The sequence below is a fragment of the Xenorhabdus griffiniae genome, assembly GCF_015163655.1.
Taxonomy (GTDB): Bacteria; Pseudomonadota; Gammaproteobacteria; order Enterobacterales; family Enterobacteriaceae; genus Xenorhabdus; species Xenorhabdus griffiniae.
Map to the genome: position 1 here is coordinate 1 of NZ_JADEUF010000133.1, position 9842 is coordinate 9842.

Consider the following 9842-nt stretch of genomic DNA (forward strand, 5'->3'; position numbering starts at 1 on the left):
GTCATTACCAAATGTTGGAGATCTGCCAAATGCTTATCTCTCTCTGAAATCATTCCCGTAATAACTTCATCAATTTCATTCATCATCATTCACCTCACGTGAGTTAATAGGTTGCCAGCCGCAATAGCGATACTGAGGTTCTGTGAGTGATTGCGGTGGCAGATATGAAAAAAGCCACGCCACGCGCAGCCTTGAATTTATAACCGATTGAATTTATTCCGTTATGGGATTTCCCATGTCGACTGAAAGCTCGGATATGAAATCACTAGTATTCTTTGAACGAGAATAATCAGCAAAATTTTTTCCAGCAGCTTTACACATAGCCGTTGCGTTAATATACCCATCATACGCACGCTGAGCTATTACCACGTTGTTCTCTTCACGAGCAATAAGTGGTAAGTCTAACTGTTTCATCTAACCTCCGTTCTAATTGCGTCAGATGAACACTCTAGCTCGTATCTAATTCATGCAAAATAACTTTTTTAGGTTATGTGACAAAGGCCACGCCATGCGCAGCCTTGGATAATTTTAAACTTAAAAGCAGGTATATTCGGAAGTTTATGTAGTAAGCTCCCAGTCACACCATGTCATGTCATCTTGCCCTGGCTGCCAAGAAACCAACCCAGAGTTACCATATTCGCCAGTCACCTGAATATTTTGAATGTTAGAGTTATTATTAACAGTGTACATTCCAATATACATGTTGGTAGGCCAAACCTTACGTCGCACAGTTTTATTCAAATACATCTGAATTAGCGCCCACGGGAATGAGCCTACTGGGGCAACTGTATCATTTTCAATTGTGACTTTGACTTTATATTGTTCAGGATTGAACGAACACTGTGTACTATCCAGCTTATTAACGTCAGACATCATTTCCTCACTTATTTATCGTTAAAGTTTAAGGTCATTTCATCTACTGCTAACTAGCCAGTTAATATTACTTAGGTCAGATTTTTATCTCAATGAGATGCGGTCTCACAATGATTAATACGCATTAATATAGGGCATCGCATTATAAAATATGACTATTCACTAAGCCAGTAATCCGCTGGAGTGTAAATTTGAAGTTTACTGCTGACAAATACCCTTTATTGAATACAGGGCAATAAAAAACCCCGCACGATGGCGAGGTAAAATGTCTGAAATTAAATAAACCTGTGATAACACTACGTCACTATTTCTCACTATTCGAGAAAAGCTAATAAGCTACGTGACATAGCTATCACTCTTATCACAATATATCGACTTTTGTAATTACGCAACCTGATTGACGACTTTTTTTTGTACGCATTTATCAAATTCCAAAATAATCCCGGAAACTGCTAAAACGCCTTCAATAAATCCCTCGGCAGCCTGCAATCTTTTAGCGACTTCGTTATGAGAAATGCCTAATTTATTTCCCATCGCCCTTAATGGCAGCGCTTTAATGTAGTGCATCACGATTAACTGGAAGTAATAGGCGTTGTACTTCTTCAATCGCAGAACAGCCGCATCAATGGCAATCCCATCATCATCACAACATTGTGTACGGCTCTTTCGGGTACTGGGAACCAGACCTTTGAACCCGGCCGCAATGGGTGACCAGTCAACATCACTATTCCCATTACCCGCCCATGCGCCCCATTGGTTGAGTATCATCCGCATATCACGCATTTGCACACTCCCTCACCAGCATTCCCATGAAGCCTCTTTTTTTCTGACAGTGTAAGTTAAGTAATTTTTTCATAATGCCTCTGCTGTACTGTCCTTTTATTTTCCCATTTGATGTTGTCTCAAAACCCCTGTTTGTTGTCTCATGTTGTCTCAATTTAAAAGTAAATATAATTACAATTCATATAGTTAATAAAAATGAGACAACTGAGACAACTGAGACAACAGGTTTAACCCTCACATGAGAAATTATTCGTCGTCGGGTTCTGGCACCAATACCATGATATAAGCCCGTTGCTGGATACCCCCCAAGTGCTTAAGGCGCGGTGTCTTTCCCTGAAAGCTCCTGCCACTGGCCGGCTTCCTGAGAATGCCATTTTTCACTAACGTATCCGCGAACATATCCACGTTAAACCCTTTGGCGATCTCCTGTTTGAATGTGCCAGGCAACGTATAGAAAACAATCGGCGCATCATCATGAACCCCCTTCTTCTCCCGGTAACCCGCTAAATCCCGTATCGGTAGATCCCTTTCGTCATAAGGCAACGGGGCATAACGGCTCATGCCATGAACATTCAAAAATGAAACGGCCTGCTCCACAATTTGCTCAAGCTCTTTATTCCCGGTGCCAAACTCAGCCACCCAGACATTAAAGATATATTGCAGGGCATCCCGGCACTCGCGCTCACTCCACCCGGTCACAACGCGCCCTAACAGCATGGCCGCTTCCAGCACCGCAAAGCGATCACTAACCCGCTGCACCTGCTCACCGTAGCTTTCAGGAATTAACTTGCCCCATCGGGTTTGGGCGTCAATATAGGCTTGCCTGGCTTCTTTTTGATGTGAGGACAAATAATCAATCCATTTCCTGCCTGCTGCTCCGTGGTGTTCCCGGCAACCCTGTTTTAAGGCGTCAGCATGTGCCTTGCCATTTTCCAGGCCGTGTAGCTCTTTGGCGCGTTCCATCGGAATATTCAGTAATCTGACCAATTGCCCGGCGTTAATTTTAATGCCCGCTTCAATGAGGAACGTGGGGATATCTTTTTCACCAGTACTGATAGCCACTGTTCGCCAGCTTGCCATAGGGCGGTTACCGCCTTCTTTCGCGCCCTGAATTTTGCCCTTTCCGTTAAACAGCGTGTAGGCTGACATGTGAACATGTTTCGGGTTCGCGCCCTGTCCGACTTCATCCAGCGATAACAGGCCGTCATTGTGTGCCAGGGCTTCATTGGCAATACCTAACGCAGTTCCGTACCATGTCAGACGCTGCTTATCGGGTTCACCGTATAAACTGGTGGCAATATCGGCGGTTGTCGTTTTACCTGCGGTTGACTGAGCATACAGATGAATGCCGAAGCCATCAGCCCCGACAATGCCCGCCAGAGGCGCAGCTAATGCAGTTGCAATACCCAGCATCATAAACGGGTTATTATTCGCCAGTGTTGCTACATGCTCACGCCAGCTTTCCGGCGTTCCTGAGACGGTATAGGCATTTGCTGACGCACTTCCCCCGTTAAACAAGACCGGTTGCCGGGGAATGCCAATCACTGAGCCATCCGGCATAATGTAGGCGCCTTCATGCCAGCCTGATTTTGCTGTGATACTCCAGATGTCCCTGGTATGGCTGCGGATTAACCAGTCAGCCAGGGTCGCCCTGAGATGACTTTTGGTTGTTACCTGTACGCCCCCTGCCTTGAGTATCCGCCAGCCTTCGCGCTCACCGATATCGGCTGACGCAATCCCTTTGGTGATCGGCTCCTTATTGCCGGTTGCTTCCCAGCGAACAATCAGGTATCGCTCATCATTTTCATCAATGCCTGTTCCGATAACCTCAACCCGTGAGCACAGCCATTGTTCTGATTTGACGATTTCACCCGTTTCCTTGTCTAACTTCGGTGTCACGTAAAAAATCCCCTCATTGCGCACATCAACAAACGGTATCAGCGGATCCTGTTCTTTCTCGCGATATGCTTCTAAATTAATCACCACTGACATTGGCTCCTTCTTCCCCACCGGATACAACCCGTTACTGAATGCCTGTTTTGCTGCCTCGATGCCGTTTTGCTGGCGATAATCGTCCCAGTCGGCTTTATGCTCTGTCGGTGGTAACGATACCCAGCCGTTAATAGCCCTGGCGGTCTTCTCTGCCGCTATCTTGCCGACATTCTTTTTGGGTTTACCCTTGTCGTCCAGTTCGTCCGGTGTGTGCCAGTCGTTATCTGCCGCCAGAATGATTTTTGCTTCTGACCATCGTTCTCTCACCAGTCCGGCAACCGTGGATAAATTGCCTTCATCAATTGCTGCCAGTATTAATCCCTCATGTAACTGGTTTACGGTTAAAGCGGTGGCGTAACCCTCGGTAATAATGATCGTGTCCGGCGTTCCAGTAATGGGGGATAAGGGGATAAAACTCCCCTTTTTCCGGGTACCAGAAACAAGGCGCTTTTCACCATTCGGCTTAATGACCTGAGCACCGGTAATTGTGCCGTCTAATACCTGAGTGACCAGTAACAACGAGCCATCTTTCAATAGCTTCTGATCGGGGCATTGCAGCCCCTTTTTAGTCAGATAATCAGATTGTCCGAAAACCGATTGAGCAAGCAACTTGTTAACCTTTTCGGCTATCGGAGGAGCCTCCGATTTCGGAGCCTCCTTTCTGGCGGGCTTGGGTTCAGGTAAAGGTGGCACCAGCGCCTCAGAAGCCGCTTTCACCGCCTCTGTGATCGTTATTCCCTTCGCCCTCATCAGTAAATCAAAGCCATCCCCGTAATTCGGGTTATCACACTGGCGACAGTGCCAGTCCCCGTTATCGTGGTCGTCCATGAAATGAAAGCGGTCAGTACCGCCGCATATCGGGCAAGCACCATGCTTACCCTTTGCCGGAACATCCACCCCACAGGCTGCCAGCACCCCTTGCCACTGCCCTTGCGCCGCTGTTTTCACTGACCGAACATCAATAGATTTCATTGAAATGCTCCCTTGGCTGCGTAGGTGTTCGCCAGTGCGTTGAGGCGGAAGTTTTTTGTTATGAGTGCCATACTTCCCCCTTAGTGTACTGTTGGTGTGGCGTTATTCAGAGCGCCATTGGCAACATCAAGCGTAAAGGCTTCGTGTAGGTTATCCATCACCTCAACCCCCATTGGTGACAGCTTTAAAGGGCCGTTATCGTCCAGCATGCCGCTGTACATTAAGATGGCGTTCTCTGTGCCTTGCACCTTACCGAACCGCTCAAGCAGCGCGCCCTCGATATTGTTTGCCATGGCAAAGCGTTCACAGTCCATTAGCAAAGGCAATGACACGCCATGATTACAGTAGTAAGGCATCTTGTTTTTGGCGGTGGTTTCCATGATGTAAAGCGTTGCGACCAGCCAGCGGAAAGCAAGTAAATCTTTCTCTGGATCGCCCTGTGCGTGGTCTAAATATTCTGCAATCAGGCGCATTCCTAACACTTTTTCGTTATCCCATTCACCGGCATTAGCACGAGTGGGAATATCTGCCAACGGTATCAGGCCACTATGCTCAAATATCCCGTTCTCGTTGCGCTTCATGACATTTACGTCTGCTCCGATAATTTCAGTGTGATATTTGTTCATTACTTACCCTCCATAGCGTCATTCAGTGACTGGTCAATTTCTCGTGCGCACGTTAAAGCGACACAAATCATATTGCGCGTTTCGTTATCTCGTTCCGCATCCAACCATGTAGAAAGTAAAGTGATTATCTGCTCAGTTTTTGCCTGGGGTATTTCAATTAAGCACTCAATCAGGCGTTTTTGCTCCGCACTCATTCCATCCCCTCCGCTGTCTTGTTAGCTTCCTCAATCAAAAACACCGCAATATCACCGGATAACCTCGCCATTAACGAAGAAATAACGGCTATTTCACTGCCCTCTATTCGATGGGGGTATGACTCAATCAGCTGGTTAATAAATTCGAGTTGTTGCGCCTTTTCAGCCGCTTGATGAAGGGTGATAAGCTTGCTCATTCTTCACCCCCGGTTAGTGCTTCACCTACGCGACGAAAACCCTTTCTGACTTCAATATGACTTACCATTTTGGAAATCCCTCCCGGTGATGAATTTCAAAATCTGCATGCTGCGCTGTGTCATTCAGAGCTTCGGCGATCCGTGGTAAATACATCAGCGCTTCACCGATACGACGTAAATCCTCTCTTGCCTGACGATTGTCATAGTTTTCGTTATCGGCTGACCAGAAAGCCAGTTCGCCCATTGCCGACATCGCCGCCATCACTGCGCTATGTGCACCGTCTGAATGCTTGCGTAAGTCTTTCAGTTCTTCAGTGTCCATCGTGCTGAGATTAGTACGTACCAAGTGGTTATAAATATCAGACATAATCAGGCTCTCCCTGCGTAGGTGTGTTCTTTAGTGAAACGGCTTAAAGGCATGGTGCACGGGCTTTGATACCCTTCACGGACAAACGTCACGCGATTAAAGGCAACTGACAGCACCTGAACGGTATCTCCGTTCTTATGGGTGTAATAGTCATGGGGGGTGGGGTTACGCATGGTTCACCCCCTGAACGGTAGACATATCGCTATGGTTGAAAGGGGTATCGATACCGATATCCCATGCTTGACGAGAGACGAATACCAGAGAGGGAATACCTGCCAGTAGACGGGCTTCACCTTCACTGTCTGCCAGTACGGTAATCAGGCGCACCGGGTGAATATCCACCAGCCGCTGAGTGCCGAATGCAATTAGGAATGTAAATTTAAGGCGAGTTTGGTTATGCTGTGGGGTATCCATAGCGTAAGCCTCCTTTACGTTATTGGTTAGAGGCCCAGTTAGTGTTCGCGCACTACTGGGCTTCGCTATTTGTATTCCTTGAACATTCAAGGTGTGTTTCATGTTATTTCTATGAGAAACACACGTCAAGGCTTTTTTGTATTTCTTTTTTGTGTATAATGAAACACACTTATTGTAAGGAGTTTCATTAATGCCAACGCCAAACAAAAATGCAAAGTCACAGTTAACTACCGTCCGTGTACCACATGATGTAATGGAGGGAATGGAAGAGGTAAAACAAGATAATGAAAGCAACGCCAGATTTATTGTTACTGCTATGCGTGGAGAAATAGCCCGCCGCCAAAGTGAGGGCGATTGCAAAGATCCGCTGCTCTCCTCCCTTGATGCCCTTGCCCGTGTTGAAGAAATCGGCACAAAAGCCAATGAAGAAATAAGACTGCTTATCAGTGTTGCGCAGGAAGAACTCCAGCAACGCAAAGCCAAAACTTCATCTGAGCAATAAATAACCAAGGCAATAATATTGACTTGGTTGACTGACCCTCTTAAAGAGGGGTAGTTAACTGTTTGATTTAATTCATGACGCAAATTTGCGTGATCCCAAAGGGTAGCATTCGCCGTGCTATCCTTTTCTTTTTGTGCTCCTCTTAATGATGACTGCAAAGTTTGCGCGTCGCTAAATGATACGAGCAAAGTTTGTGCAACCCTTAATGAGGTGTGCAAATTCTGTGAGTCAGTATTACTGCCCTGCAAAGTTTGCGAGTAACTAATAGTAACCCGCAAAGTCCGATTATCGGACATTGGATTTTGCAGCGACGAATTTCGTCGGCACAAATAATCACCTGTTTGCATACCGATATTTTCGGTGGTCAAATTATGACCAGACTGCATATTTGCAGCTTGATTAAATATCAATGGGTTAGGTAGCCACCCCGAAATTATCGGGGAGCCTAAACTATGACCAAACGCCAAATATGGCGTCTGGATATTTATCAATGAGTTATTGAGGTGTGAGAAATTTTTCGCATACCCATCAGCTAAAATTTCAGCCGATGATTGGAAAACCAAAGTGACGGCCTCGGACAAATCAATGAGTTGCTGTAGGTGTAACTGAACGGAAAATTTCGCTGAGTATTCATTGGTCATTGATTCAGTGGCCATTGAGCCAGCCAAAGTGAGGACCTCGGCTACAGCTTGGTATGCTAAGCATACTGAGTATTTTATAACCATACCTCTTAAAGAGGTGAGCCTCTGAGATTGAGAACTCCTTAACTTCAAGGAGTCACCAGAAATAATTGGATAACTTAAATCGATAAAATTGCTTCCGCGCATCATTTTATTTCTCTCACCTCAATACCATTAGCTGTATACCCCTGAACCCGAACGCCCTCGACACGGTGGCGCTTTTTAGTCAGAAAGCGAATGTGATCGGCATAGACATAGAGCCACTGACCATCTACAGCAATGCGCTTAAATGTTTTTATTGGTCGTTTTGTATACTGGACAAATGGAGTTATCTTATTGTTTTCACGTGATTGTTTTGAGCACACCTCTTTGAATCCTTTATCTTTGTGCCGATAAACCCAAAACAATTGATATTCACCTGTAATCTGACGAGTACGAACTTTGACATAACCCAGCCTGCGCATGAGTTTGCTAAATTCGGCATCATTGCGGATCAGCCTGCTCAGATATTCCAACGGCTCACGCTTCCAGCCTTTCGCCTGATAGCACTTCGCCAGTTCATGATGGTGCTGCTTATTGAGAATAGTGTATTTGTCCGGCTGGTTTGGATTGCGGTATAAAACCCAATTATCCACCGCTTGTTTTCGTTGTTTTTGCTCAATCAGTAATGCGAACGTCGTTAAGGGCACACCATTTTTGCGCGTGTGATATTCGGAACTGATTGAAGCGATGATATTTAGGGCATAGCTATCAATATCTTTTAGCTGGACAAATCCATAATAGTTACCACTATTCAAATGGTTAACTGAGCACACCTCTGAATAATACTCATAGGACTGCTTATCCCTCCCCGTCAGCCCTGTATCACTATCCGCATCGTGAACCGACACACCAGAATTAATCCAGACCAACCCTTGTCCATTGTGACGCAAGCCCAAATCAGTGAGTGTACAAATACCCCTATTAATCGATGACCAGTCACCGGAAATAACCACTTTACGGATAACTGAAATATCGTTCTGGCTGTTTTCAGAGTGAGCGAGTCCCTGACCATTTAAAGCCACCTTTTTAGATGTCATATTCTTACCCTGTCTTAATTAATTTGATTTTCGGCTATAGGGGTTATTTACATTCTCTACTGTTGGCGGGTTACGAACCCAATGAAGTAGATCACTGAGCAACCAAGCACAGGAGTTACGCCCAAAATGACAGCGGGGCGGGAATAAACCTAATCTTTCTAATTTATGGCAATGACTGCGAGAAATACCGGATATTTTCTCCCGTTCCCTTTCTCTTATTCGCCGTTCAATTTCACCATAAGCGGAAAGAATATATTTCCGCTGTTCGTCGGTAGGTAATATAAATTTCGGCATTACATCACCTCACTGCGAGATTCAGCGATGCGTTGTGATATCCAGTCATCTATTTCTGACTCAATAAAAGCAACTGAACGAGTGCCGATTTTGACTTGTTTAGGGAATCTATTATCTGCAATAAGTTTGTAGATCCACGCTTTACCGTAGCCAGTTCTGCGTTGAACTTCGGGTAAGCGGATAAGATTTTCTTTAAGTGGTGTTATTGCTGGCATGTAGCCCTCCCGTTATCTAGTCCTAGATATGTCTTAATGGACGTTATTTGATTTCAGGGAATGCTAAGCTAATTTTATTGAACAAGAAATGACACATTAATATAAATATGCACACTAATATGCCATGTTAATAACTAATTCTATAAGAAAGTAGAGAGTCATGACAAAAATGAGTGATTGTCTCTCTATCTTTGTCCTTTATAGGTTTTCCAACTCATACTCAAATTTATGCCTCAATAAATGTTTTCTACTGGAAAGCGGGTTTACATATTGACCTCTTCTCGTATCGGGAAAGTAGCATTGTGATCTTACCAACTCTTTTATTTTGTTTTTATTTTCACTTATAACCTCATTATAATATATTAAAGAATTATGTTTTTTTTCTTTGCTTTCCTTTGTTTTTTTTACAATCCTAGAGATTGTTCTTGGGTCAATGTAATTATTTAGCATGGGTGATGCAGATATTAGAAGTAACGCTTTTTGAATGCCCTCTTTATCATAACTCAAGAGGGATTTTGCAATTTCAGAAAGAAGCACTCTTTCTCTTTTTGTTTCATCATCTCTTTTAGTTATTAGTTCATTTTTAAGTGTGTTTATTTTTGAATCTATAACTATAGGATTTAAATTGCTGTCTCCATTTATAATATTATAATA

At 44.5% G+C, this 9842-nt stretch carries 15 protein-coding genes; 1 reads left to right on the forward strand and 14 read right to left on the reverse strand.

The window, feature by feature from the left end; all coding sequences use genetic code 11:
- Nucleotides 1-213: 213 nt before the first annotated feature.
- From IQ211_RS16445 to IQ211_RS16490, 10 genes are all read right to left on the reverse strand, one after another.
- Nucleotides 214-414, reverse strand: coding sequence for a KilA-N domain-containing protein (locus tag IQ211_RS16445; RefSeq protein WP_189760817.1), 201 nt, complete (start codon nt 412-414; stop codon nt 214-216).
- A 144-nt stretch (nt 415-558) separates the two neighbouring features.
- Nucleotides 559-873 (reverse strand): Thoeris anti-defense Tad2 family protein, encoded by a 315-nt coding sequence (locus IQ211_RS16450; RefSeq protein WP_189760818.1) that lies wholly within the window; start codon nt 871-873, stop codon nt 559-561.
- Between the two features lie 384 nt (nt 874-1257).
- On the reverse strand, nt 1258-1656 hold the full coding sequence (locus tag IQ211_RS16455; protein ID WP_189760819.1) for an antiterminator Q family protein: 399 nt from the start codon (nt 1654-1656) through the stop codon (nt 1258-1260).
- Nucleotides 1657-1902: 246 nt separating this feature from the next.
- Nucleotides 1903-4620, reverse strand: a complete 2718-nt coding sequence (locus IQ211_RS16460) for a TOPRIM and DUF927 domain-containing protein (protein ID WP_189760820.1) — start codon at nt 4618-4620, stop codon at nt 1903-1905.
- A gap of 80 nt (nt 4621-4700) precedes the next feature.
- Nucleotides 4701-5246 carry a hypothetical protein gene (locus IQ211_RS16465; protein ID WP_189760821.1) on the reverse strand — a complete coding sequence of 182 codons (546 nt, stop codon included), beginning with the start codon at nt 5244-5246 and terminating at the stop codon, nt 4701-4703.
- Nucleotides 5246-5440 (reverse strand): hypothetical protein, encoded by a 195-nt coding sequence (locus IQ211_RS16470; RefSeq protein ID WP_189760822.1) that lies wholly within the window; start codon nt 5438-5440, stop codon nt 5246-5248. Before IQ211_RS16470 ends, IQ211_RS16465 begins: the two co-directional genes overlap by 1 nt.
- Nucleotides 5437-5637: a hypothetical protein gene (locus tag IQ211_RS16475; protein ID WP_189760823.1), complete on the reverse strand. Its 201-nt coding sequence runs from the start codon at nt 5635-5637 to the stop codon at nt 5437-5439. The genes IQ211_RS16470 and IQ211_RS16475 overlap by 4 nt, the downstream gene beginning before the upstream one ends.
- Before the next feature lie 61 nt (nt 5638-5698).
- Entirely contained in the window at nt 5699-6004 is a 306-nt protein-coding gene (locus tag IQ211_RS16480; RefSeq protein WP_189760824.1) for a hypothetical protein, read from the reverse strand.
- 2 nt (nt 6005-6006) lie between these two features.
- Nucleotides 6007-6177, reverse strand: coding sequence for a DUF4222 domain-containing protein (locus IQ211_RS16485; RefSeq protein WP_189760825.1), 171 nt, complete (start codon nt 6175-6177; stop codon nt 6007-6009).
- Nucleotides 6170-6418 carry a hypothetical protein gene (locus tag IQ211_RS16490; protein ID WP_189760826.1) on the reverse strand — a complete coding sequence of 83 codons (249 nt, stop codon included), beginning with the start codon at nt 6416-6418 and terminating at the stop codon, nt 6170-6172. Before IQ211_RS16490 ends, IQ211_RS16485 begins: the two co-directional genes overlap by 8 nt.
- A gap of 190 nt (nt 6419-6608) precedes the next feature.
- Between IQ211_RS16490 and IQ211_RS16495 the strand changes: the two genes are divergently transcribed.
- Complete coding sequence (locus IQ211_RS16495) at nt 6609-6920, forward strand: YlcI/YnfO family protein (RefSeq protein ID WP_189760827.1); 312 nt, start codon at nt 6609-6611, stop codon at nt 6918-6920.
- An 826-nt stretch (nt 6921-7746) separates the two neighbouring features.
- Here IQ211_RS16495 and IQ211_RS16500 read toward each other — a convergent pair.
- From IQ211_RS16500 to IQ211_RS16515, 4 genes are all read right to left on the reverse strand, one after another.
- Complete coding sequence (locus tag IQ211_RS16500; protein WP_189760828.1) at nt 7747-8679, reverse strand: hypothetical protein; 933 nt, start codon at nt 8677-8679, stop codon at nt 7747-7749.
- Nucleotides 8680-8697: 18 nt separating this feature from the next.
- A complete protein-coding gene (locus IQ211_RS16505; protein WP_189760829.1) occupies nt 8698-8973 on the reverse strand; it encodes a helix-turn-helix transcriptional regulator in 276 nt (91 codons plus the stop codon).
- The gene (locus tag IQ211_RS16510) at nt 8973-9188 is read right to left on the reverse strand and encodes a helix-turn-helix transcriptional regulator (protein ID WP_047767012.1); all 216 of its coding nucleotides are present in this window, start codon (nt 9186-9188) and stop codon (nt 8973-8975) included. The genes IQ211_RS16505 and IQ211_RS16510 overlap by 1 nt, the downstream gene beginning before the upstream one ends.
- A gap of 198 nt (nt 9189-9386) precedes the next feature.
- Nucleotides 9387-9842, reverse strand: a 456-nt coding sequence (locus tag IQ211_RS16515) for a hypothetical protein (protein WP_193836421.1), incomplete at its 5' end; no start/stop codon positions are given.

Bases quoted from the DNA above. Each gene is read 5' to 3' on its own strand.
- IQ211_RS16445 (WP_189760817.1), bottom strand. From the start codon at position 414: ATGAAACAGTTAGACTTACCACTTATTGCTCGTGAAGAGAACAACGTG.
- IQ211_RS16450 (WP_189760818.1), bottom strand. From the start codon at position 873: ATGTCTGACGTTAATAAGCTGGATAGTACACAGTGTTCGTTCAATCCT.
- IQ211_RS16455 (WP_189760819.1), bottom strand. From the start codon at position 1,656: ATGCGTGATATGCGGATGATACTCAACCAATGGGGCGCATGGGCGGGT.
- IQ211_RS16460 (WP_189760820.1), bottom strand. From the start codon at position 4,620: ATGAAATCTATTGATGTTCGGTCAGTGAAAACAGCGGCGCAAGGGCAG.
- IQ211_RS16465 (WP_189760821.1), bottom strand. From the start codon at position 5,246: ATGAACAAATATCACACTGAAATTATCGGAGCAGACGTAAATGTCATG.
- IQ211_RS16470 (WP_189760822.1), bottom strand. From the start codon at position 5,440: ATGAGTGCGGAGCAAAAACGCCTGATTGAGTGCTTAATTGAAATACCC.
- IQ211_RS16475 (WP_189760823.1), bottom strand. From the start codon at position 5,637: ATGAGCAAGCTTATCACCCTTCATCAAGCGGCTGAAAAGGCGCAACAA.
- IQ211_RS16480 (WP_189760824.1), bottom strand. From the start codon at position 6,004: ATGTCTGATATTTATAACCACTTGGTACGTACTAATCTCAGCACGATG.
- IQ211_RS16485 (WP_189760825.1), bottom strand. From the start codon at position 6,177: ATGCGTAACCCCACCCCCCATGACTATTACACCCATAAGAACGGAGAT.
- IQ211_RS16490 (WP_189760826.1), bottom strand. From the start codon at position 6,418: ATGGATACCCCACAGCATAACCAAACTCGCCTTAAATTTACATTCCTA.
- IQ211_RS16495 (WP_189760827.1), top strand. From the start codon at position 6,609: ATGCCAACGCCAAACAAAAATGCAAAGTCACAGTTAACTACCGTCCGT.
- IQ211_RS16500 (WP_189760828.1), bottom strand. From the start codon at position 8,679: ATGACATCTAAAAAGGTGGCTTTAAATGGTCAGGGACTCGCTCACTCT.
- IQ211_RS16505 (WP_189760829.1), bottom strand. From the start codon at position 8,973: ATGCCGAAATTTATATTACCTACCGACGAACAGCGGAAATATATTCTT.
- IQ211_RS16510 (WP_047767012.1), bottom strand. From the start codon at position 9,188: ATGCCAGCAATAACACCACTTAAAGAAAATCTTATCCGCTTACCCGAA.